Annotated in this window: 19 protein-coding genes; 11 read left to right on the forward strand and 8 right to left on the reverse strand. The window is 60.6% G+C overall.

What is annotated here, in order from left to right:
- Positions 1-6: 6 nt before the first annotated feature.
- The 6 genes from DQG18_RS13015 to DQG18_RS13040 form a co-directional block, all read right to left on the reverse strand.
- Entirely contained in the window at positions 7-2,157 is a 2,151-nt protein-coding gene (locus DQG18_RS13015; RefSeq protein ID WP_116654691.1) for a ParB/RepB/Spo0J family partition protein, read from the reverse strand.
- 123 nt (positions 2,158-2,280) lie between these two features.
- Positions 2,281-2,676, reverse strand: coding sequence for a DUF2958 domain-containing protein (locus DQG18_RS13020; RefSeq protein ID WP_116654692.1), 396 nt, complete (start codon positions 2,674-2,676; stop codon positions 2,281-2,283).
- Positions 2,673-3,629, reverse strand: a complete 957-nt coding sequence (locus tag DQG18_RS13025) for an ArdC family protein (RefSeq protein ID WP_116654693.1) — start codon at positions 3,627-3,629, stop codon at positions 2,673-2,675. The genes DQG18_RS13020 and DQG18_RS13025 overlap by 4 nt, the downstream gene beginning before the upstream one ends.
- Positions 3,630-3,814: 185 nt before the next feature.
- Positions 3,815-6,994 (reverse strand): error-prone DNA polymerase, encoded by a 3,180-nt coding sequence (locus DQG18_RS13030; RefSeq protein ID WP_116654694.1) that lies wholly within the window; start codon positions 6,992-6,994, stop codon positions 3,815-3,817.
- Positions 6,991-8,514 carry a Y-family DNA polymerase gene (locus DQG18_RS13035; protein WP_116654695.1) on the reverse strand — a complete coding sequence of 508 codons (1,524 nt, stop codon included), beginning with the start codon at positions 8,512-8,514 and terminating at the stop codon, positions 6,991-6,993. The genes DQG18_RS13030 and DQG18_RS13035 overlap by 4 nt, the downstream gene beginning before the upstream one ends.
- Positions 8,429-9,190, reverse strand: a complete 762-nt coding sequence (locus tag DQG18_RS13040; RefSeq protein WP_116654696.1) for an ImuA family protein — start codon at positions 9,188-9,190, stop codon at positions 8,429-8,431. Before DQG18_RS13040 ends, DQG18_RS13035 begins: the two co-directional genes overlap by 86 nt.
- 160 nt (positions 9,191-9,350) lie before the next feature.
- Between DQG18_RS13040 and DQG18_RS13045 the strand changes: the two genes are divergently transcribed.
- From DQG18_RS13045 to DQG18_RS13085, 7 genes are all read left to right on the forward strand, one after another.
- On the forward strand, positions 9,351-10,019 hold the full coding sequence (locus DQG18_RS13045; RefSeq protein ID WP_116654717.1) for an SOS response-associated peptidase: 669 nt from the start codon (positions 9,351-9,353) through the stop codon (positions 10,017-10,019).
- A gap of 9 nt (positions 10,020-10,028) precedes the next feature.
- A complete protein-coding gene (gene dinB, locus DQG18_RS13050) occupies positions 10,029-11,156 on the forward strand; it encodes a DNA polymerase IV (RefSeq protein ID WP_066816363.1) in 1,128 nt (375 codons plus the stop codon).
- Between the two features lie 401 nt (positions 11,157-11,557).
- Complete coding sequence (locus tag DQG18_RS16655) at positions 11,558-11,692, forward strand: hypothetical protein (protein ID WP_281270418.1); 135 nt, start codon at positions 11,558-11,560, stop codon at positions 11,690-11,692.
- Positions 11,693-11,701: 9 nt separating this feature from the next.
- Positions 11,702-13,459, forward strand: coding sequence for a recombinase family protein (locus DQG18_RS13060; protein WP_116654718.1), 1,758 nt, complete (start codon positions 11,702-11,704; stop codon positions 13,457-13,459).
- 157 nt (positions 13,460-13,616) lie between these two features.
- Positions 13,617-14,912 (forward strand): tyrosine-type recombinase/integrase, encoded by a 1,296-nt coding sequence (locus DQG18_RS13070; RefSeq protein WP_116654697.1) that lies wholly within the window; start codon positions 13,617-13,619, stop codon positions 14,910-14,912.
- A gap of 598 nt (positions 14,913-15,510) precedes the next feature.
- Positions 15,511-15,768 (forward strand): helix-turn-helix domain-containing protein, encoded by a 258-nt coding sequence (locus DQG18_RS13080; protein WP_090596845.1) that lies wholly within the window; start codon positions 15,511-15,513, stop codon positions 15,766-15,768.
- A 145-nt stretch (positions 15,769-15,913) separates the two neighbouring features.
- Positions 15,914-16,417 carry a hypothetical protein gene (locus tag DQG18_RS13085; RefSeq protein ID WP_090596844.1) on the forward strand — a complete coding sequence of 168 codons (504 nt, stop codon included), beginning with the start codon at positions 15,914-15,916 and terminating at the stop codon, positions 16,415-16,417.
- A 434-nt stretch (positions 16,418-16,851) separates the two neighbouring features.
- Here the strand turns inward: DQG18_RS13085 and DQG18_RS13090 are convergent, their stop codons facing one another.
- Positions 16,852-17,193: a helix-turn-helix domain-containing protein gene (locus DQG18_RS13090; protein WP_090596843.1), complete on the reverse strand. Its 342-nt coding sequence runs from the start codon at positions 17,191-17,193 to the stop codon at positions 16,852-16,854.
- 114 nt (positions 17,194-17,307) lie between these two features.
- Here DQG18_RS13090 and DQG18_RS13095 point away from each other — a divergent pair, with 114 nt between their 5' ends.
- The 3 genes from DQG18_RS13095 (at position 17,308) to DQG18_RS16760 (ending at position 20,785) form a co-directional block, all read left to right on the forward strand.
- Complete coding sequence (locus tag DQG18_RS13095; RefSeq protein ID WP_090596842.1) at positions 17,308-18,534, forward strand: PDDEXK family nuclease; 1,227 nt, start codon at positions 17,308-17,310, stop codon at positions 18,532-18,534.
- A gap of 61 nt (positions 18,535-18,595) precedes the next feature.
- Complete coding sequence (locus DQG18_RS13100; protein ID WP_116654698.1) at positions 18,596-19,156, forward strand: hypothetical protein; 561 nt, start codon at positions 18,596-18,598, stop codon at positions 19,154-19,156.
- A 270-nt stretch (positions 19,157-19,426) separates the two neighbouring features.
- The gene (locus tag DQG18_RS16760; RefSeq protein WP_116654699.1) at positions 19,427-20,785 is read left to right on the forward strand and encodes a phospholipase D family protein; all 1,359 of its coding nucleotides are present in this window, start codon (positions 19,427-19,429) and stop codon (positions 20,783-20,785) included.
- 54 nt (positions 20,786-20,839) lie between these two features.
- Here the strand turns inward: DQG18_RS16760 and DQG18_RS13110 are convergent, their stop codons facing one another.
- Positions 20,840-22,438 (reverse strand): RNA-directed DNA polymerase, encoded by a 1,599-nt coding sequence (locus tag DQG18_RS13110; RefSeq protein ID WP_157970154.1) that lies wholly within the window; start codon positions 22,436-22,438, stop codon positions 20,840-20,842.
- 395 nt (positions 22,439-22,833) lie between these two features.
- Here DQG18_RS13110 and DQG18_RS13115 point away from each other — a divergent pair, with 395 nt between their 5' ends.
- Positions 22,834-23,388, forward strand: coding sequence for a recombinase family protein (locus DQG18_RS13115; protein ID WP_116654719.1), 555 nt, complete (start codon positions 22,834-22,836; stop codon positions 23,386-23,388).
- Positions 23,389-23,396 lie beyond the last annotated feature (8 nt).

Genomic DNA, 23,396 nt, shown 5'->3' on the forward strand with positions numbered 1-23,396 from the left:
TGCGCGTCACTCGGCGGCGACGAGGGCCTCTGGATCGTCGGCGGCCTCGGCCGTGTCCTCATGGCCACCGGCGAGGAAGTCGGGCAGCGCCACGCTGTCCTCGTCCTGATCGGTCGCGCCATCCACGGCCTGCGCCTCGATGGCGGGGCGCAGCGGCTCCGGCAGCCAGCCGGTATCGGCCAGGAGCCGTTCGGCCTCCTTCGCCATATCGCCCTTCTTGAGATGCGCGATGAGATCGGCCGCGCGATCGCCGGCGCCCTCGCGCACCGCCTCGATGATGCGGGTCTTGGTCACGCGACCCAGGTAGTTCTCGACCGTGGGCCTCCAGCCCGCTTCGACGAGATCGAGGCCGGTGGCCTGTGCCAGCCGTTCGGCCTCGGCCATGCGGCGGTCGAGACCGTGCTGCGAGATGCCATTCCCCGAATAGGGGTTGGGCCGCTCGTAAAGCGCGTTGACCCCGAAACTGACGCAATGCGCAAGCAGCGCCAGGCGGCTGGCATCGTCGAGACCGTCGATCCAGTCCCAGAGCCGGTCGTCATCACCGGAGGGAATGTCCCCCCGCCAGGCGTCCGCGCGCTCGTCGATCATCTTCGCGGCGGCGCTGTCAGCGAGCCCGGTCGCATCCGTGGGAAGATAGATGTGACGCACGGCGGCATAGAGGCTGGTTCCCGAGGTGGCGGTGCGCTCGAAAGTATCGAGAACCAGCTTGTGCAGCAGCGCCGTCATGGCGACGCGCGGATTCTCGGCAAGCGCATTGCGCAGCGCCAGCGTCCGCCAGGCGGTCAGGTCGGTCACGAGTCGCTCGGGCAACGGCTTGACGGCATCGTCCTCCTCTTCATCGGCGTCCGGGACGGGCTCGCCGCCGACGGTGATGACCGCGCGCTGCACGGCATCGGGATCGGACGGGTCCGCACCCTCGGTGGCATCCTCGCCATCGACGGTCTCGGGTTGTTCGTCCTCGGAGCGGACGTAGCCGTTGCTGACGATCAACTCGCCATCGCGGCCGATGCTGACGAAGACACCGGCACGAGCGATGTCTTCCGGCGCGAAGGTGACAGGCCGATTCTCGAAGGCTTCCAGCTCGGCTTCGATTTCCCCGAGCCGCTGATCGACCTCATCGGGCAGCTCGTCGGCTTCGGCATACTGCGCTTCGAGTTCGTCATACTCGTCGCGCAGCGCCTCTCGGGTGGCGCGTTCCTCGTCGGTCAGTTCCTGGGTCACGCCGACCAGCCTGCGCAACCCGTTGGTGTGGCCGTAGGGCAGCTCGACCGCCGCGTCGATCCACTTCCAGCCCTGACCGGCGATCTCGTCGGCGACGGTGCGCAGCTTCTCGTCGACCAGCCGGTCGAGAAGCGTGACGTCCTGCAACCAGCCGCCGTTCTCCTCGGAGAAGAGGTCGCGCAGCACCGGGCCACCCGCCGCATCGTAAGCGTCAACGCCAATGAAGCGGGCGCGCTTGTCGGCGGCCGGAACCGTGGTCTCGGTCAGCATGTTGCGGATCTGCCAGGGTTCCTTCTGCCACGACGTGCTGATGCGCTCCCAGACCTGCTGCTGGCGCTCGTGGTCGGGGTTGACGGTGAAGGCTTCCAGCATCGCCAGCGTCATCTCGTTGCGCGCATAGGCGTCGTGCAGCGTCGGCGCGACGGTGGCGAGGCGAAGACGCTGCATGATGTAGCGCGGGGTGGTCCGCCATGCGTCGGCGATCTCCTCCTTCGACATGCCCATGTCGAACATCCGCTTGAACGCCTTGAACTGGTCGAGCGGATGCAGGGCGAGGCGCAGCAGGTTCTCGGCCAGCGAGTCGTCCACGGCCGAGGTCTTGGCGTCGGCCTTCTTGACGATGCAGGGCACGAGCCCTTGGGCCGGGAAGCGACCGGCCTCGACAAGGCGCGCGATGGACCTGTAGCGGCGGCCGCCGGCCGGGGTTTCGAACTCGCCGGTCTCATTGCCGTCCTCGTCGAGGATGGCGCGGACATTGAGACCCTGCACGAGATCCTCGCGCCGGTCGATGTCATGGGTAAGTTCGTCCAGACCCGCCTCGACATCGGTCTCGCGGACATTGCTGTCCGACAGCCTGATGCGGTTGAACGGAATGTCGCGCGCCCGCGAAAAGACGATCATCGGGGCGACGGGCTTCTTCCTGGCAGCTTTGGCCATGGTGGTTTCTCCGCGACGGGCGGCCGGGAGCCTCTCTCTCGACCTCCAACCCGTCACGAAGCGAAGCGCCGCCCTCTTCCTCTGAAGAGCGCGACGCCAGGCCACAAAGCCGACAGCCGGAAATCAGGAATCCTGGCTTTCCGTATCTGCGGATGTGCAGGTGAATGCCGCACCGGCGCGGTAGAGGGCTCGCTCCGCCGCACGGATGCTGCCGGCTTCCCGCGCAGCCTCCGCCCAGACCGAGATCGGGAAATCCCCGGTGAAGAGCAGATCCCGCTCGATCCCCATGCCGAAGGGCAATCGGACCCTGCGCAGCTCTTCCAGGCTCCACGAGCCAAGTTCGGGGTAGCCGATATCGGCCAGGCCGAACATGATGTCGCCGCCCGGATCCAGCTCAGTGGCGAGCCAGACGCCCGCGCCGAAGGGGTTGAAGAATTTCACGACGGGGATGTGATCCACATCACGTTGGCGACCATTGGCCAGAAGCCGGTCGCGCTGTGTTCCGGTCAAAAGGATCATGCCGCGACCCTCCCTTCGATTGCAGCCGGAACCGGCTCCCCGGCATCTTCGTCGGGCAGATGCGACAGCAGCCAGTCGGCCGCCTTGCTGGCCTGAGAAGCTGCGCGGACGATGGCGCGGTTGTCCTCGCGCAGCACCTCCAGCCAGGAGCCGATATAGTCGGCATGGCGCACGGTCGGCACGATACCAAGCGAGGCGCAGCAGAATGCCGCGTTCATCTCGGCGACCAGCTCCTCGAAGGCGTATTTCTTCGTGCCGAAACTGCCCGAGAAATCCCGCCCCAGGCGCGAGGCATGGCCGGTGGCGTGCCCCATCTCGTGCAGCGCCGTCCGGTGCCAGTTAATCGGCTCGAAATAGGCGGCCGGCGGCGGCACCTGCACATAATCGAGTGCCGGCACATAGAAGGCGCGATCTCCGCCGATGCGGAAATCGATCCCGGTCGCGCGGATCAGTGCCTCGACCTTCGGCTCGATCATACCGGGCGGCGGTGGTGGCGCCTCCACGGCAATATCTTCTGGCAGGCCCTCGCATTGCGCGGTGTTGAAAACGGTGAAGCGCTTCAGGAACGGGACGCGTCCCGGTTCTTCACCGGTCTCGCGGGCTCGGCGCTTCTCGTCTTCCGGGGTGAAGCGGTCGGCATAGACGACCGTCGTGCCGTGCTCGCCCTTACGGACGTTGCCGCCGAGGGCTGCCGCCTGGCGATAGGTGAGCCAATGCTGGGTCGGATAGCCGTGCTGGACCACGGCGCCCCAGAGGATCAGCACATTGATCCCGGAATACTGCCGCGAGGTCGCGGCGTTTCGCGGCATGGCAAGCGGCGCTTTCGCCGCAGTCCCCCAAGGCTGGACCCAGGGAAGCCGTCCTTCCTCCAGCTCGGCGATGATCTTGCCGGTGATGTCGTCGTAAAGATTGCTGCGGGCGCCGCCTTCACGGGCGCGGTCCTGTCTGGCCATCGGGATGATCTCCGCGACGGGCGCCGGAGGCCACTCCTCCAGTCCTTAACCCGTCACGGAAAACCCGCCCGCACTCGAACTCTCAGGGGGCGTTGCGGGGTCTCCCCGCTGATGGGGGTGCGTCGGCAACGCAGTGCCGACCAGGGGGAAGGCTTTTCCCCGCCCGGTCTCCGGAACCTGCCCCTTCACCGGAAATCCCGCGCCTTCACCCTGATGCTGTCGGCCTCCGGCCCCTGCTGCCCGACCGTCGCCACGTCGCGTTGCCCAACGCTCGCCAGATCTCGCGACAGATCGACGATCCGATGGACAACGAGATGCACGACCTCTCCCTCGCGCTGAACGCGACCCCTGACGGCAATCATGCTCGATGAGAGGATCACACGCCAATACTGCGCGAAGACCTTCTGCCAGACCACGACATTGGTGATGCCGGTCTCGTCCTCGATCGTGATGAACATGACGCCCTTGGCCGAGCCGGGGCGTTGGCGCACCAGCACGATCCCCGCCGTCTCCAGCCAGCGGCGGTCGCGCGCGCCCATCGCCTCGGCGCAGGAAACCATGCGGCGCTTGCGCAGATCCTCGCGCAGGAAGGAGATCGGATGGCGACGCAGAGAAAGGCCGGTATGGCTGTAATCCGCGACCACCTCGCGGCCAGCCGCCATCGGCCGCAGGGCGATGGACGGCTCCGATATCTCTGAAACCGTCTGGCCCTCGCGTGCCGAGGCTGCCGCAAACAGCGGCAGTTCCTCGTCGCGCAGCCCCTTGATCGCCCAAAGCGCTTCGCGGCGCGCAAGGCCGAAGGGCGGGCGGAAACCGTCGGCCTCGGCAATGTGGACCAATGCGGCGACCGGAACCCCGGCCCGCCGCCAGAGATCCTCGACCGAGGCAAATGGCTGATCAGCACGGGCGGCGACAATCGCCGCCGCATGGGCATTGGCAAGCCCCTTGACCATGCGCAGGCCAAGCCGAACCGCAAAGCGCGCCTCGTTGCCGGTCGGCTCCAGCGTGCAATCCCAGCGCGAGGCATTGGCGCAGATCGGGCGCAACTCGACGCCATGGTCGCGCGCATCGCGCACGATCTGGGCCGGGGCATAGAAGCCCATCGGCTGGCTGTTCAGCAGCGCGACGCAGAAGGCATCGGGATGCCAGCATTTCAGCCAGGCCGAGGCATAGGCGATCAGCGCGAAGCTTGCCGCGTGGCTTTCGGGAAAGCCGTAGCTGCCGAAGCCTTCGAGCTGCCGGAAGGTGCGTTCAGAAAAGTCCTGCTCGTAACCATTGGCGACCATGCCTGTAATCAGCTTGTCGCGGAATTTCGAGACGCCGCCGGTGTGCTTGAAGGTCGCCATGCTTTTGCGCAAAAGGTCCGCCTCGCCGGGGGTGAAGCCCGCGCATTCGATGGCGACGCGCATCGCCTGTTCCTGAAACAGCGGCACGCCAAGGGTCTTGCCCAGCACCCTTTCCAGCTCGGGACGGGGATATTCGACCTGTTCCAGCCCTTCGCGGCGACGCAGATAGGGGTCGACCATGTCCCCCTGGATCGGGCCGGGGCGGACGATGGCAACCTGCACCACCAGATCGTAATAGGTGCGCGGCTTCAGGCGCGGCAGCATCGACATCTGCGCCCGGCTTTCGATCTGGAAGGTGCCCAAAGTGTCCGCCTTGCGGATCATCGCATAGGTGCGCGGGTCTTCCGCCGGGATCGAGGCAAGGTCGAGGCTGATCCTCTTGTGCTCCGCCAGCAGATCCAGCCCCCGGCGCAGGCAGCTCAGCATTCCGAGCGCCAGCACATCGACCTTCATGAAGCACAGCGCGTCGATATCGTCCTTGTCCCATTCGATGATCTGCCGATCCGCCATCGCCGCAGGCTCGATGGGCACCAGATCATCGAGCCGCTCATGGGTCAGGACAAAGCCGCCGGGATGCTGCGACAAATGCCGGGGCGCGCCGCGCAGCTGCGCCGCCAGTTCAAGGGTCAGGCGCAGGCGGCGGTCACCGGGGTTCAGCCCCGCCGCCCGCAGATCCGCATCCGACAGCCCGCCCTTCGACCAGCGGCCCAACTGCCCGGACAGGGTCGCGATCAGATCCTCGGGCAGGCCCATGGCCTTGCCGACATCGCGCAACGCGCCCTTGGAACGATAGCGGGTCACGGTGGCGGTCAACGCGGCCCGGTCACGGCCATAATTCTCATAGACCCACTGGATGACTTCCTCACGGCGCTCATGCTCGAAATCGACGTCGATATCAGGCGGCTCGCGGCGTTCTTCGCTGACGAAGCGCTCGAACAGCAGATCATTGCGGGCGGGGTCGATGGCAGTGATGCCGAGAACATAGCAGACGGCGGAATTTGCCGCCGATCCGCGCCCCTGACAGAGAATGCCGCGCGAGCGGGCAAAGCGGACGATGCTGTTCACGGTCAGGAAATAGGGCGCATAATCGAGCTTGCCGATCAGGGCCAGTTCATGGCGCAGCGTTGTCGTCACCTCGTCCGGCACGCCCTCGGGGTAGCGGTTGGCAGCCCCTTCCCAGGTCAGCCGCATCAGGGTTTCCTGCGGGGTCAGCGCCGGATCGTCGCGCTCTTCGGGATACTGATAGCGCAGTTCGTCGAGCGAGAAGCGGCAGCGGCCCGCGATCTCGACGGTACGGGCCAGCGCCTCGGGCCAGCGGGCAAACAGCCGGTGCATCTCGGACGGGGGCTTGAGATAGCGGTCGGCATGGCGTTCCCGGCGAAAGCCGAGATTGTCGATGGTGGTGTTGTGGCGGATGGCCGTCACCACGTCCTGCAACCTGCGGCGGCCGGGTTCGTGAAACAGAACGTCATTGGTCACGACGGTCGGCACGCCGAACCGCTGCGCCAGTTGCGACAATTCCCACAGCCGCATCTGGTCATTGGGCCTGCGCCGCAGCGTCAGCGCCAGATAGGCCCGATCACGAAAAACATCACGCAAACGACGCAGCCGGAACACACATTCACCGTCGGGATCGTCCGGCACCAGCACGGCGATCAGCCCTTCAGCGTAAGCGACCAGATCGTACCATTCGAGATGGCATTTGCCCTTGCCGGCCCGGACCTTGCCAAGCGTCAGCAACCGGCACAGCCGGGCATAGGCCGCGCGGTCAGTCGGATAGACCAGCACCGACATGCCGCAGATCAGGTCAAGCCGGCAGCCGACGATCAGCCGGACGCCCGCCCCCTTCGCCGCTTCATGGGCGCGAACGATACCCGCCAGGGAATTGCGATCCACCACCGCCAGCGCCTCGATGCCCATGGCTGCTGCCGTGGCGAACAACTCCTCGGCCGAGGAGGCCCCGCGCAGAAAGGAAAACTGCGTGGTGACCTGCAACTCGGCATATCGGGGCGCATTCATCCGAAAACCCCGTGCAGGAACCAGCGATGCGATCCGGTGGCTCCGTCCTCGCCGTCGCCGGTGCGAAAGATCCAGAACCGCTCTCCGGCATCATCCTCGATGCGGAAATAATCCCGCACCGCGACCAGCTCGGCATCGCGTTTCCACCATTCCCCGAAGATACGCTCGGGGCCGTCGGCCCGGCACACCCGCCGCCGCACACCGCGCCAGGAGATCCAGTTCGGCGGATGGTCGGGCAGCAGCGCCATGGTCTCGATCGGCTCGGGACGGGGTAACAGCCGCGAGGGGCGCGGCCAGTGATCGGGCCAGCCCGCGCCGGTCACTTCCGCCAGGGCCGGAATGCGGCGGGCGGATCGCTCGGGCACGTCGCTCGCCACCGGCGCGAAGCGATAGATCGCGCGGGCGCCGACCCGATTGGCAAGCGTGTCGATCAGACCCGACAGGTCCGGCTCGGGCGCCTCGATCAGACTGCTGGCTGCCTGGCGTTCGGTCATGGGTTCCGCCAGCGTGGCCGCCAGCGTCATGACCTCGATGCCGAGGCCGGGGTCGATGGTCTCGATCTTGTCGCAGAACAGCCGGGTCAGGCGCTGAGGGTCGCGCACCGGCCGGGCCAAGCCGATGCGGACGGTCTCGACGCAGTTGTCGACGCGGTGGCACAGCAAGTCGAGGCGGCGCGCGCCGAGGCCGCGGGTCTCCAGCGCCTCGCAAAGCGTTGCGACCAGCTTACCGATATAGCGAGCGATGGTCTCAGCGGCGGCGATGGGTTCGGCAAAGCTGCGCCGAGCCTCGATCATGTCCTTCGGGCGCAGCGGCTCAACCGGTTCGGCGCTGGTGCCCAGAGCCTGATCCAGCCGGCGGCAGAGTTCCGGCCCGAAGCGCCGCGTCAGGGGTGCGCGGGGCTGGCCGATCAGATCGCCGATCCGGGCGAAGCCCAGATCGCGCAGGCCAGCCGGGATCGCGGGCGATAGCCGCAGGGCCTCCAGCGGCAACGGCGCGAGCATGTCGCTGCTGTCCCCCGGCATGGCGATCAGCACCGGATCGGCCCCATAACGCGCCAGCGCATGGGCCGCGCCCCAGGTATCGGCAATGGCGGCCCGTGCAGACACACCCGACAAGGTGAGCCGCCCGATCAGCGCATCGAGCATCGCCGCTTCACCGCGATGCAGATGATCCGCGCCGGTCGAGTCGATCACGATCCCGTCCGGCGGATCGACCGCCGCAATCGGCGCGATCCGTTGCAAGACCCAGAGCGCGAGGCGTTCAAGGCTTTCGGCATCTGCCTTCGGATCGGCGGGTTCAATCACCAGTCCCGGCACCAGCGCCTGCGCCTTGGTGACGGGCATGCCGACCCGCAGGCCGAGCGCCTGTGCAGTCGCGTCGGCCGCCGTCACGATGCGGCGGTTGCGATCACGTCCTGCAATGACGAGCGGCGCCTCAACCGGCGGCGTTGTGTCGCCGGCCTTCCGCCGTAGCCGGTCTGTCGGCCATGTCGGCAGGAAGACCGAGATGACCCGAGCCATCGCACGCCTCCAGTTCGATATCGAGGGATTCTCCCGCCCGCGCCCGGATCAGTTCAACCAGCCAGCGCGCGCGACCGACGCCGGGCACTGGCAAGGGTCGGGACGGCAGAGCCGAGATCCGCCAGCGGGTCATCGCCGCCGTCGGCTGGCCGAAGTCGCTGGCCTCGGCCTGGCGCCGCCAGCGGCGCAGGGCGAGGCCGATGGTGCCGCTTTCCTTGGCGGCCAGGTGCAGCCGCCGCGAGGCGGTCATCGGCAGCCGGGCAATATCGGCGACCACCGCGCCCAGCCCACCGTGCCGCAAGCCCTCCTCCATGCAGGCGAGAGTCGACTTGTCATCGCCGGCCTCGACATGGATGACGCGATCGGGCGGCAGGCCGGCCTGTTCCAGGCCCGGCGCGAACAGATCCTGCTGCGCGACGCACCACAGTACCTTGCCTTGGGTCCGCGCGGCGATCCCGGCCACGAAACAGGCCGCCGCCGCGCCGTCCACCGCGCCGTTGCCGCCGCCCGCGACCTCATGCAGGCAGCCAAGAGCCAGTCCACCACCGGGCAATTTGCGGTCCAGAGACGGAACGCCGAAGGGCAGCACTTCCCTCGCGCGAGCGCCATCACCTTCAAGCTGCGCGATTCGCGCACGAAGGGCCGCAATGGCTGGACTGATGGCGCGCTCGTGCATCTGGAAGGCAGGCTCCGGGTCTTCTCAAGGGCAAATCCTGTCGTTATGTTCTTTATTTGTTCCGATGCGCAGCGGGAGTCAATCTGAGTCCCGAAAGATGTGATCGGAAGCCTTGCCGGAACTTCTGGCGTATGATGGCCGCAAAATCGGAGAAGCGGGTTTGTGCAATCTCTACAATCTGACCACCAACCAGCAGGCGATCCGGGATTTCGTGGCGCTCACCCACGACAGTATCGGCAATCTGGAACCGATCCTCGACGTCTATCCCGACCGGCCCGCGCCGGTCGTGCGCAAAACCGATGGCGGGTTGGAGCTTGCTCGCCTTACATGGGGAATGCCAACGCCGGTCGAGCATCTGAAGACCCCGGACGCGCCCGACACCGGCGTGACCAATGTTCGCAAGACCTGGATACGGCACTGGCAGCAGTGGCTCGGGGTTGAGCACCGTTGCGTGGTCCCGGCGACGGCCTTCTCGGAATACGGGCAGGCGCCTGATCCGGTAACAAAGCGCAAGCCGCTCTACTGGTTTGCGCTCCGCCAAACGCAACCGCTGTTCTTCTTCGCCGGGATCTGGACCCGATGGGAGGGGACGCGCGGCTCGAACCGTACGCCCAGACCGGGCAAACATGAGCTCTTCGCCTTCCTCACCACCGGTGCCAACGAGGTGGTGAAGCCGATCCATCCAAAAGCCATGCCTGTGATCCTGACCAGATCCGACGAGGTGGAGGTCTGGCTGACGGCCGACTGGCGCGAGGCGAAGGCCCTGCAACGACCTTTGCCCGCCGACCTGCTTGAAGTCATCGAAAAACCGGCAGCTCCGACAGGTTGACGACGAAGCATGTCGGGATCGGGAGAGCAGATCAGGGAGGCAGGCGAGCCGCGCGGAAAGATCCGCAAGATCATCCATGTCGATATGGATGCGTTCTATGCCTCAGTCGAGCAGCGCGACAATCCCGAATTGCGGGGCAAGCCGGTCGCGGTCGGCGGATCCGCCGCGCGCGGCGTGGTGGCCGCCGCCAGCTATGAGGCCCGAGTCTACGGCGTCCGGTCGGCCATGCCCTCGGTCACGGCGAAGCGCCGCTGTCCCGAATTGATCTTCGTGAAACCGCGCTTCGAGGTCTATCGGGCGGTGTCGGCACAGATCCGGGAGGTCTTTGCCGAGCATACCGATCTGATCGAGCCCCTTTCGCTTGACGAGGCCTATCTCGACGTGACCGAGAACAAGCAGGGCATCGCCATCGCGACGGAGGCGGCGGAGATCATTCGTCGCCGGATCAAGGAGGTCACCGGGCTCAATGCCTCGGCCGGGATCAGCTATTGCAAGTTCCTCGCCAAGATGGCGAGTGATCTGAAGAAACCCAACGGGCAGGCGGTCATTACCCCGTCGCGGGGGCCTGAGTTCGTGGCCGCGCTGCCGGTGAAGAAGTTTCACGGCGTCGGACCCGCGACGGCGGCGAAGATGGAGCGGCTGGGCATCCTGACCGGGGCTGACCTGCGCGACAAATCACCTGAGTTCCTGCACGCGCATTTCGGGAAGTCGGGCGACTGGTACTACCACATTTCGCGCGGGATCGACCATCGCCCGGTGGAGCCGCATCGGGAACGGAAGTCGATCGGCGCGGAGGACACCTTCTCCGAGGATATTTTCGACGTGGAACCCGCAAGACGAGAGATCGACGCACTGGCGTCCAAGGTCTGGCGAAGCTGCGAAGCCAAGGCGCTGACCGGACGTACGGTTACGATCAAGGTCAAATACGCCGATTTCCAGCAAATCACCCGCGGCCGAACGGTCGAGCGCGGCATGCGCGGAGCCGGGGAACTCTCGGCGATTGCGAACGCGCTACTGGAACCGCTGTTCCCGGTCGAAAAGGGTGTGCGGCTTCTTGGCGTGACGCTCTCCTCGCTGGAAGCGGACAAGGACGATGATGCTGCCCGGCAACTCAGCCTCGGCCTGCCGGACCTGTGAGGAACGGAGTGGGCTGAGGGGGGGCACCGTCGGAACCGGCGGCCACCATCGGCGCGGCCAATTTTCTCGCATTGCCATGCGCGGCGTCTCCGCGTTAGACTGACCTCAGGACATGGCTGGAACGTCGCGCTGTGCGAGCAGATGTTCAAATCTCTTGGCGAGCCGCAAATTCGCACATCGTCGCGCCAGTATTTTTGCGACGCCATGCTGCTCAGGACTACGCCAATGCCCGACCCCGCCCTCCATTCACCGCCAAACGCCGCCGGGTGCTTCTCTGTAACACACTGGAATTGCAGTGCAGTCTTTGTGCGGGACCGTCATGGATCGGCGCAGGAATGGCACGGCAACGACAAACCACAGCATCGAAGCTTCGGCTGGTCACGGAGACCACGGATGAAGCCGTGGCGCGCATTGCTGGCACCCACAAGCCCGACCCCCGCCTCGCCGATCTCGTCCGGCAACTCGCCCGACAGGCAGCGCGCGATTTCGTCCAACAGGAGACGGCCCGATTGGCGGGCGACCGCCTCCCCGACTGAGGTGTCCGCATGAAGGTCGCGCTCTACGCCCGCTACTCCTCCGACAACCAGCGCGACGCGTCGATCGCCGATCAGCTGCGTATGTGTCGCCTGCGCGCCGAAAAGGAAGGCTGGACCGTCGTCGAGGAATACACCGATCACGCCATCTCCGGCGCCAGCATGATCCTGCGACCGGGCGTCCAGGCCCTGATCTCCGATTCCCTGCGCGGCCGTTTCGACATGATCATGGCCGAGGCCATGGACCGGCTATCGCGCGACCAGGAGGATATCGCCGGCATCTTCAAGCGCATGACCTATGCCGATGTGAAGATGTTCACCCTGTCCGAGGGCGAGATCACCCATCTGCATGTCGGGTTGAAGGGCACGATGAACGCACTGTTCCTGAAGGATCTGGCCGACAAGACCCGTCGTGGGCTGCGCGGCCGCGTCGAGGATGGCAAATCCGGCGGCGGTCTCTGCTACGGTTATGACGTGGTGAAGAAGTTCGATGATCGTGGGGAAGCCATCCGGGGCGATCGGACCATCAACGAGACCGAGGCCGGGATCGTGCGACGCATCTTCGCCGATTATCTTGACGGAAAGTCCTCGCGCACGATCGCCATGTCGCTGAACCACGAAGGCGTGGCAGGGCCGCAGGGCAGTGAATGGGGGCCATCGACGATCCACGGCAACCCGAAGCGCGGCACCGGCATCCTGAACAACGAGCTTTATGTCGGCAAGCTTGTCTGGAACCGCCTGCGTTATATCAAGGATCCCGACACTGGCCGGCGCGTATCCCGCCTGAACCCGGAAAGCGAATGGGTCGTCCATGAGGTGCCCGATCTGCGGCTCATAGAGCAAGACATCTGGGATGCGGTCAAGGCGAGGCAGAGCCGCCTTGCCTACGATGTAGTCGAAACCAGTCCAAACCCCCTGAATGACCGGCGTCGCCCGAAGCACCTCTTCGCCGGCCTCGTCAAATGTGGCTGCTGCGGGGGCGGCTATACGATGATCTCGAAGGATCTGCTCGGCTGCGCGACGGCACGCAACAAGGGCACCTGCGACAACCGGCTAAACATCCGGCGCGACGCGCTGGAGGCCTCGATCCTGAACGGGCTGCGCAAACACCTGATGGACCCCGCGCTGTTCAGGGAATTCTGCGACGAGTTCACCAAGGAGGTGAACCGCCTGCGCATCGAGCGCGGAGCCGACCTGGAAGGCTGGAAACGGGAACTGGAGCGCACGGACCGCGAACTCGACAAGGCCATCGACGCAATCCTGCAAGGCGTTCCTCCCCTGAAGCTGAAGGAGAAGATCGAGAAGCTGGAAGCCCGCAAGGCCGAACTGGCGGAGAAGCTGGCCAATGCGAAGGAGCCGCCTCCCCTGCTGCATCCGAACATGGCTGCGCTCTACGCACAGCGGATCAGCCAGCTCTACGAACACCTTCAGGACGAGAACGGCCGCGCCCAGGCGGCCGAGACCTTCCGGTCGTTGGTCGACGAGGTGACGCTGGTGCCTGACAACGGCGAACTGGCGATCGTCCTTCGCGGAGATCTCGGGGCGATCCTGCGCTTTGCGGCGGGCAAAAAGAACCCCGACTTCCTTTCGGAAGCCGAGGCTCTCGACAATCTGCTTTCGCAAGAATCGTTGGTTGCGGGAGGGCGCAACAGCCGATCACTGCGGAATGAGGGTAAAAATGCAAAAACCTCCGCGGCAAGGCCTGCGGAGGTTTCGCAATTATCGTTGGTTGCGGGGGTAGGATTTGAACCTACGACCTTCAGGTTATGAGCCTGAGTTCAGCAAGTTCACGAAAACCCTAGCATTGCTGAGTATATAGGCGAAACGCATTGTTTTTCATGTTAAATTTAGCGTGGACTACGTTGCGTTGAATACCGATGTATCGCACGCTATAGTGACTAGATTGCGGACACAGTGCGGACACGATATGAGCGAAAAGCTGACGGACAAGATCGTGCGTTCCCTCCCGTTTCCCCCAAGCGGCAATAAGATCACTTACTGTGGCGAGTTGAAAGGATTTGGTTGCCGCGTCACCGCTCACGGCAGCAAGGCTTTCATCTTAAACTATCGTGCTGGAAAGCGAGAGCGGCGCCTTACCATTGGGTCATATCCGGAATGGTCTGTCGCGCGAGCCCGAGAGCAGGCTGCGCATTTGAAAAGGCAGATTGATCTCGGCAGTGATCCGCTCTCGCTACGCAACGCTGAAAAGTCAGCGCCCACTGTCAAAGATCTTTTTGACCGCTATTGCATCGAGCACTTGCCAACCAAGGCACAACGCTCGGCAGCGGACGACAAGTCTATGTGGCAGGGATTAATCCTGCCCCGGCTCAGCCAAGTGAAAGTAAAAGACCTCACTGCATCTGATGTGGATGCTCTTCACCGCGAAATAACGCGCGACAGACCGGTGAGGGCCAATCGGGTGATCGAGGTGCTGAGAAAGGCGTTAAATCTCGCGGTGCGATGGGGCTGGCTAGAGAAAAACCCTGCTGTGGGCGTCAGGAAAAATCCAGAACAACCGCGTGATCGATATCTTGGCAAAGCAGAGCTCGCGAGCCTTGCTTGGGCCATGAATGCTCACGGACCATCGACGAGCTTGGATGCTATTCGACTGATCATGTTGACAGGCGCCCGCAAAAGTGAGGCTTTGAAAGCGGAGTGGGCCAACATCGATTTTGGTGCTGAAGTATGGATCAAGCCATCTCACCACACAAAACAGCGTAAGGTACACAAGGTGCCGCTTTCGGGAGCTGCCATCGCCCTCCTGAAATCGGTCCAGGCAAAAATGCTCTCAACCCGTTTTGTCTTCCCGTCGCCCACCAAAGTGGGTCCGCTTCAAGACGTGAGAAAAACATGGGACAACCTTGTCAGCGTTGGTACCATCCATATTTGGAGATCAGTCGTCGGCTTCCCCGAGTTAGAAGCTCAATTAGGAACGTTGCTAGATCGGCAGCCGACTTTGGCTGAGCTACACTCCTTTGCGAAAGCGCATGAGCTATCGTTACCTTCCGGTCTTCAAGGAGTTCGGATCCATGATCTACGGCATACTTACGCCTCGCTGCTCGTCAGCAGTGGCGCTTCGCTGCCGTTGATCGGCGCATTGCTCGGTCACACCCAAGCCCAAACCACGCAACGGTATGCCCATCTCTCAGATGATCCACAACGCGCAGCGACGGAGCTGATCGGAAACATTTTGTCTAAGGAGAATTCAGATCGCCCCCTCTGATCAAGTCCCCGAAGGCCTAGATGCAAACGCATATCTAGATGCCGAACGGCTTTTCCGCAAGACTGGCGACCTCAGGTACCTCGTAATAGCAATCGGCCGGCCCAAGAGCAGCTTTTTCGATGGGGATCAGGTAATTCCCCAATGGGCCTTCGAAGCGTGCCGGGAATATGCAGAACTCATTAGAGGCCTAACTCGCTTGGAACGGAAGCGCCTCCGGTCGACATCTGCCAGACCCGTATTCGAGGACAAGGACCAAGCCCTATACAAGCGAGCGATTGATAAGCATCTCGGGCACACCGGGAAGGCACCGATCCCCCTCGATCAAGCGCTTAAGGAAGAGGGACTGCACGACCCCGATAGGCGCCGCCGCTATCACCAATATCGGCAGGAGGAAATGCGCGTTGATCCGCAGACCGCAGACGATGACGCTGGCTTAGAGTTCAACAGGAGGATCGAGGAGCGGGCAATTGCTCGCAACGGCAGGCCCAAGGGTGGTCGCCAAAACGACTGAAAATTTCTGCTGCGTTTTTTTCAGTTATCCTGCGCCATCGTTCCCTTATCCATCGGTGAACAAAATCACTGACAAGAAAGGGATACTATGAAAAGCGATAGAGATCGGCAGGCAGGAAGCGGCAAGGTTGGCCCTACTATCCTCGATGGCTTTCTGACAACCGAAGAACTTGCTGAAGAGATAGGCGTTCATCGCACGACGTTGGCTAAATGGCGCATGGAGCGTCGTGGCCCCCCTTTCACCAGACTTGGCAAGCGAATTCTTTACAGCGTCGAAAGACTGCGAGCTTGGCTAGAGGCGAATGAAACTTCGTCAATTCCTGATTTGAAGAAGGAGCGCCGGTAGAGCAGGTGTCCCTAGGATGCCAACTTTAACAGACGTGTCTTCCAACGTTGGAGCGAGCCAACCCATGCCCTTCCCAAACCCGCCAGGCGGCCCCCTAGTAACGCGGCGACAAATTGATGCAACCAATGCCGCGAGCGAACGAGTAATGACCGACCTAAGAGCGATCCACAAACAGATAATGGAACGCTACCTACTCGGCAAACTGAAGGCGAGCCAATACGCAGTCTTGGCCGCAATCTCTGCTCGGACACTTGCGTGGAGGAAAGTGATTGAGGTGATCCCATTGGACGTATTCAGCCGGGGAATGCGTGATCCAATGGACAGAACTGAACCGCATTTCGACAGCTACGGCGTGCCATATTTTTCTGGGACCGGCTTAGACAAGTTGACGGTAAGACGCGCGCTGACCTCGCTTGTGGACCAGGGTGCAATCAGCCGGTACGAAATGCACACAGCATCCCGCAAGGTTCATGCATTCTCACCGATTAGCCAAAAATGCCTTGTGGCAATATTTGACCGCAACCAAGTCCCGTGGCCAAATGCGCTTCCCAGCGTTGAGTTCGCTAGCGAAAGCCTCAGCGAACTGGAGTGCTTCATCGTGCAGCGGTTCTTCAAGGTAACCTTCGAAAACACACAAACTCCAGTATGAATTTCTATATTTTTTCTGTGTGTTTTTTGAATGCGCCCGTATGCATTTTGATCAGCTCCGTATGAAATACTCTCCCCTTAATAATACGAATAAAACAACACTATTTATTATTACTACTTAACTCGCTTCGGACTTCGTCCTTGCGCGTTCATCCATCCCCTCTAGAAGCAAGAAATTTCCAGAAAGCATGACATCGATATGTTGGCTATCAGAGGAGACTACCCGGCACTCCACTGAAGCGGACGCCTGGCGAACTAGTTCTGCAAGCATTTTTGCTCAGCACACTGGGGGCATGAGCCTATGAATGATACGGGTAGAGTTTTCGGACCGGTTGTCGACTGGGCAACAAATTGCTTTACAGGCCGCTGGACTTCATCGGTCGCGATGGCAAAAAATGTCACACTCCATAGGGATGTTTAAAATGCCGTTTTTCGCTATTCGCGCAGCGCGTCAATGAGCTTTAACGCCAACTCTGCTCGGTCACCTTCCATCGCAGCAACTTTGAGCTGAATTTCGATTTCAAGCTCAGTCCGTCGCTGTGAACGTTGCCCATCACGGGTCTGAAAGAAACCAGCCAATTCGACATTTAGCGCTCGGGCAATGGCTGCCAGGGTCTCGATGGGCGGGAAGCTCACACCGCGCTCGATATTTGAGATTGCCTCGGTCGACCGTCCGACCTGGGCGCCCAAATCCTCTTGGGTGAGGTCAGCCATCTTTCGCGCCAAGCGAACACGACTTCCGATAGACTTTTTGAGTTGGGAAAGCTGATCTGTCATGACCCGGAGCCTTGATCCGGGTGGAATTACTATCCATGATGCCGAGATGCGTAATTTTCGTATTTGCCGGAGTTCAACTACAGAACTCGCGGACTGGGCAGCTTTGGGGGTGGTATGCAGTCGTTGGTGCTGAACGAGGATGATTTTGAACAAGGAGAATGGTTGCACCGCTCCTCCCTCGCCTCCACAGAAACTGGGCGCAACGAGAAGTGGCTACAGGAACTATTGTTCGTCCGCCCTGAACTGCTGCCGATTGCAGACATTTCTCCAGGCAGTGCTGGATACGTGCCCGTCTGTCGAGAATTGAGCCTTCCAAAAGAGGGCGGTACCGTGTTCCTTGATATCTTTGGCGTCACCGCCGAGGGCAAGCTTGTCCTGGTTGAATGTAAATTGTGGCGTAATCCCCAAGCGCGCCGCGAGGTCGTTGCACAAATCCTGGAATATGCCTCACTGCTCCGGCGTTGGTCATACGCAGATCTAAATGCAAGGCTAAAGAGCAGCCTGGGGTTAACCGGCCCGAACCCCTTGTTCGAGATTGCCCAAAAAGCCTTCCCTCAATTAGACGAGGCACTGTTTGTCGACAGAGTAACGCACTCTCTCAAAGCTGGCGATTTCAACCTCGTCATTGCAGGCGACGGAATACGCTCTGACATTGATGCAATCGCGGCGCACCTGAACAACAGCAGCGGGTTATCGTCGAAGCTCGCCCTGGTGGAATTTCAGCTTTGGGAGGGGTCCGACGGAAAGACAATGGTTGTGCCCTCAGTGCCCCTTCGCACCGAGGTCATCAAACATCGGGTCATTGTTGCGCAGGATGGATATCCCATCCACCTGGAGCCCGATGGGGACGGCTCCGGCCAAGATGAGGGCGACATAGGCGACCCGGAGCGTAGCCTGCTCTGGGAGCAGCAGAGAGCCTTCTGGCAGCGCTTCATTGACGAGGCGGTGTTCGACCACGCTGACCAACCCAAGCCTCGGCATGGCGGCGCGGGGTGGGTGAAGTTGGCGATGCCGCCGCCAATCAACTCCATGACCGTCTATAAGCTCAGCGACGGCTCAGCGGGCATCCTATTCCGTCTAAGGGGAGAGGAGGGCGAGGCGGCGTATGCAGCCATCCAGAACGCCTCTGAGGCGCTCGAAGAGCAATTGGGAATGCCGATGTACTTAGAAGCTGAAAAGGCCAATCCCTTTCAAGGATGTGTGCGTGTTCGCTATCCCGGCGTCGCCCAAGAGGACGATGTTCTCCGCGCTTGGTTTCTGGCATCGGCCAATGCAATGGTTTCGACTTTCCGCCCCTTCTGCTCTCAATGGCTGGGCGCGAACAATCTGGAAAAAACATAGAGAAGACAAAAACTTAATGTAGACTGGTGGTAACCGAAAACGAGTTGCTGGTGGCGGAAAAATGAAGGACCTGTTTTGGCGACTGGAAAAACTTGGTCGCATTCGGCTCTCACAAAACTTCTATATGCGGCAATTCTTATACTCAGAGATCGGGGCAGCGTTTGGCATTGCCAACGTTCCCGACAATCCCGATCTCGCTGTCGAGACTGGAACCCAGTTGTGCGAGCAAATTCTGGAACCACTTGTCAGGAAGTTCGGTCCGATTGTCGTGCGGTCTGGCTTTCGATCCGCGAAGCTTAATGACTTCGGCGCTCGCAACGGGCTGAAATGCGCATCAAACGAGAAGAATTTCGCATACCATATTTGGGACCATCGCGATGCGGCTGGTCACATAGGTGCCGCAGCCTGCGTCGTGATCCCATCATTCAACGCGACTGCAACTGAGCCCGATAGCTGGAAACAGCTCGCGTGGTACATCCACGAGGCGATGCCCTATCATAGGCTTACGTTTTTCAGCCTCGACAATGCCTTCAACATTGGCTGGCACGAAAACCCCAGAAGGGAAATATACTCCCGATTGCCGAGACCTCATTGGCTGGTTCGAGACCCGGCGGCAGATTGACGTGCGTATAGTGAGAACGTGCTGACAAACCAGTTGCCCAACAGCGACGCAGTTGAACACCGGTACAATAAAGTTGGCGGAAGGTGGCACCCAAACTGTCGACGGTAAATGTTTCAGCTCCAAAAGCTCGTAGTTCTGATGCTGTCGGCAGTTTAGACGCTTGCTAAGGCTGAGAACCTGGGCGATCAGCTCAAGAAGTACAACAGCGTGACTTTAGAGGGTCAGATCATGTTATAGACCGAACCACGGGATGAAGTAGGGGGGCCTGAGTTGAAACTGATTTTGAATGGATTGAACGGAAGTTATCTGCGCGACCTGTTGGAACTGGCGCCCGACAAGACTGAGCGCGTGGATGCCGCTGTCGCCTATGCGACCGAGAACGATCTCCTGTTCTCCTGGTGCTGGGACAATTCGATCCCGCTGCGGTACTGGGGACGTTTCGACGAGCAGGTGCCGGTCAGCATCCCGGTACTGGAGAAGTTCTTCTCGAGGCGGTCGGGCCGCTATACCTGTAAACTGGTTCGCAAGTTCCACCCCAAGGTAATCTGGTGGCGCGGCTTCGGAGCCTATATTGGATCGGCCAATCTCACCCAAAGTGCATGGTGGAACAATGTCGAGGCGGGGGTCTTTCTGACGGAGGACGAAATGCAGGTCGAAGGACATGACTTGGATCTCGAGACCATGTTCTCCGAGATTGATAGTCATGCTGCTCCTTTGACCGAAGAACTGCTAGAGCTGCTTCGCAAACGAAATGCCGAGCTCAAGCGACGGAAAATCGCCCAGAAATCCTCCGACAACGCGTTTGTGAGCACCACCCTGGTGCCACACTGGGAAGGGCTCGCGCGTGTTGGAAAGAAGACCGCCAACGAAAGGAAGCGCCAGGCTTTCCTCGATGAATGGAACAGCACTCTGCAGATCATACGCAACGTTGGTGCAACAATATCCAAGAAGGAGAACCGTCCAGCTTGGGTAGGTGATGACGTACCCTTAGGTGTGCAAGCTGATCAGTTCTTACACGCCTACTACTATACTAACGTCATCGACGAACGCCGACGTTCCAACTTCGAGGCCCTGTTCGCGGCAAATCGGAACGACCCAGACACCGCCGTTCAGCTGGCCATCCGGTTCTGGCAAGGATTACCATCGTCGTCGGATGAGTATCGAGCGTTAAACGAAATCGCTCCGGTCTTGCGAGGAGCGTTTGAAAGAGACCGACTTAAACGCCTCACTGAGGACGAGTTTGTGAAGGTCCTGTCTGATATCCATGCTGCCAGTGAATATGCACGCCGCGTATCGAACCGGATCGTTGGATTGAGGAACGGGGTGACCTATACGATCCCGGAGAAAATGGATGCGCTCGCTCGTCACATCTATCGGGGACCTGCGCGTGGCGGAAACTCGGTTATCGATACCTTGGATTTTATCCTCTACGGCGGCTCAGCCACGGAGGTCCCTCATCGGTTATGGGACACGATGAATGACCCGACACGACGGATCGATTTGCTTGGCATAAGTTCTTTAGGCGAGATCGTCGGATGGGCACTTCCGGACCTCTATCCACCTCGGAACGGCCGAACCAGCAAGGCCCTGCGTGCACTTGGCTATGATGTGACCGTGCATGTCGGATAAAGCCTAGTAGGATTTTCACTACAAGGTTAAGCCGACGGTTCTTTTGATTTGACCTCAGCTGACTTCGTGGGGATCGGAGAGCAGTTCGCGCAGTTTGCCATGACTTGCCTTCAGCCAAGAAACATAGGTTGCAGCGAACGGCGTCGAGAGCTGAGGTTGGGCGACAGCGAGCCAGTTCTTATACTCGTCTAGGGGAAGACACATCGCGGCCATCAACGCTGCGGGCTTGTCCCATTCGCTGAGCGATCCGAGCTGTGTCTTCAATGCGCGGAAATAAGGCCGGTCGTTGGCGAGCCCGCGAAAGAAAAAGTGTGAGCGGCGTTCGATGACACTGCGATTGAAATCAAAGTGCTGCCATTCGGCAAGTTTGACGGGCAGGGTCCCATCGATAAATAGGTTCAGCAACCAAGATCGCACAAAAGCAAGATCAGCATATGGGGACATACCTAGCAGCTCGATAACGCGCGTCTTCACCGTATCGGCGGGAAAGTTGTCCTGCTTGGCCGCTGCACTTAGCGCGAGACAATATTCGCGGGGCACATAGTAGAGCAGCTCGGCGTGACGTTCGAGAAGGCGCATTGCATCAATGCCCGGCAAGAAACGCAGGGTTCGAAGCACAGCCTTAAACACAGAGAGGTCGATCCCCTTCTTGTCGCCGATCTCGTCGAGCCGATCCATCAAGAAATCAGCCGAGACAAACGGATTGTTGATCAGATCTTCATCCTTGGGTTCTTCGTCCTCTCCATAACTTAAGGTGATGAATGCCTGCATTTTTTCCATCTCTGTATGCGTGAAGACATCTTGCAGCCTGGTTCTGGACGTCCGCTCAATTTCCTTCACCGAGACGAGCTTCGTTTTCGTGACGTTGAGCGACAGCCCTTCGGTTACCATCAGATGTTCGGCGAGACGGCATAGGATTGAATGAGCCTCCTTCCCAGGCGGTACTGCAATGCGGAAGTCGTCTACATAGCGGCTAAATCTGATGCCCATGTTCGCAAGCATCATATCGGTGTCGTTGAGCAGGCATTCGGCCAGGAGGCGCGAGGCGGTGCTCCCCACCGGCAGGCCATACGACTGCCGAGCCCGCGTCGTCTTGATGATTTTCTTGACCAGTTCCCGCGGGCCAACTGGGCAGGCCGCGTCTTCAAGTACATTTTCGATGCGGTGGAAATAGATGCGCTGATAAAAGTCTGAAATATCGGTGACAATGGCGGGGCGGTCTTCCGCGAACGGATTTTCGGGACCCCCGAATTCGGACAAGTGGGCAAGCCACTGATGATAGCCTCGCCCGGGTTCGAAAATTCTGAAGCTCTCACCCTCGGCGTAGCGATAGGCAAACGCTTCGTTGCTTTCTTTGGAGATCCGCGCGGCTTCGAGCATCGGGGCGCAATCAAGAAGGGCCGCGAGGTAGATCACATTGTCCGAAGCTGTAAGCTGGTGAGCAATCCTAAATCCCAGCCACGATTTGGGAGTTAATGTCTCGATTGCGCTTGCAGGAACATACTGCCCCAGGTTGAGAGATTGGCAATCCGCCGCGATCGCCTCTGGTCGCTCAATAAAGCAGCGCATCTCGGGCAAGCGCGGAAAGAGATCTGTGTCGCCGAAGGTGCCCAAATGTCTGATAGCGCGTGCGGTGCTCTCGGCACTGATCATGTATTTTGTCCCAATCATGTAGCCGGTTCATATTCGGAATTATGTAGCTCGTTCGCGCCGACATATATCTATAACAGCAGGCTAAGGAATGAAGTAGACAATCTCAACCAAGATGCGCGGGGGGCGAACCCGGTTTAGCTTGTGGCTATTTTTAGTAAAATGAATATGGGGTTGAGCGTTTGTTGGCTGCTTCTGAACTTCTTTATCGAAAGTTTGTATGAATGCATTAGATCTCGATCCCGAAATTTAGTGATACGGAATTATTCAGGGTCTCAATGGGGCGGGGTCTAGCGAGACATGGCCAATTTTTCGCACAGCGTCTCATACACATAGTTATGACATTGTGAGACAAATGTCTTATAATATCTAAGATGCTAAAGAGACAGGAGCGAACAATGCTAGTGGGTTACGCGCGCACATCAACAGCTGACCAAGTCGCAGGGCTGGAAGCTCAGCGAAGAGATTTGTCGTTGGCAGGGGTGGAGCGAGTTTTTGAAGAACAGGTCTCCTCTGTGTCGCAGCGCGCCCAACTTGAAAGTGCGCTGGGATTTGTTCGTGATGGCGATACGTTCGTTGTAACAAAGCTGGATCGCCTTGCGCGGTCCACCGCCGACCTTCTTGCAATTCTGGACCAATTGGAGCGCAAAGGAGTTGGTCTGCGCATTCTCAACTTCGGCGGCAGCGAGGTCGACACAAAGTCGCCTACTGGCAAGCTTATGTTGACGATGTTTGGAGCAATGGCGCAGTTCGAACGAGAAATGATGCTGGAGCGCCAGCGCGAGGGCATTCAGAAGGCGAAGCGCGAGGGCAAGTATAAGGGGCGTAAGCCGACGGTACGCAATCGGAAGGCTGAAATTGAAGAACTGAGGCAACAGGGTTTAGGTGCAACGGAGATCGCCCGCCAGCTCAATGTTGGCCGCGCATCAGTTTATCGCGTGCTTTCTGACTGATGAACCCA

The sequence above is a fragment of the Pelagibacterium sediminicola genome (assembly GCF_003390885.1).
Taxonomy (GTDB): Bacteria; Pseudomonadota; Alphaproteobacteria; order Rhizobiales; family Devosiaceae; genus Pelagibacterium; species Pelagibacterium sediminicola.